The 282-nt window shown below is 56.7% G+C and carries 1 protein-coding gene; it reads right to left on the reverse strand.

Translation table 11 applies throughout. The annotated features are described in order from the left end of the window. Positions 1–233 (reverse strand): hypothetical protein (locus tag AAEY83_RS14190; protein ID WP_351059830.1); only part of this gene is annotated, 233 nt, incomplete at its 3' end. Positions 234–282 lie beyond the last annotated feature (49 nt).

The raw sequence follows: 282 nt of genomic DNA on the forward strand, positions 1-282 counted from the left end.
CTGTCGGGCAGGGCACTGCCAGCGCTGAGGATCGCGCCTTTTTCCAGGTAATACAGCAGATCCTTGTCTTCCCACGGGTTGTTCATTTCCACCAGTGCCAGAGCCCCCGTCAGATTGCCCCGGGTCATTTGCTCGGTGGTCTGCTGCATTTCAAGATCGTAGTTGCGATAGGCGGCACAGCCGCTCAACTGAACAGCGACGCAAAGCAGCAAAACGAACGGAAGACTCCGCATTGAGGTTGATTCCTTGCGCGCAAATGCTCTGGGGCGGGCAGTATAGAGT

The organism is Psychrobacter sp. TB20-MNA-CIBAN-0197 (assembly GCF_040309765.1).
GTDB classification, from domain to species: domain Bacteria; phylum Pseudomonadota; class Gammaproteobacteria; order Pseudomonadales; family Moraxellaceae; genus Psychrobacter; species Psychrobacter submarinus.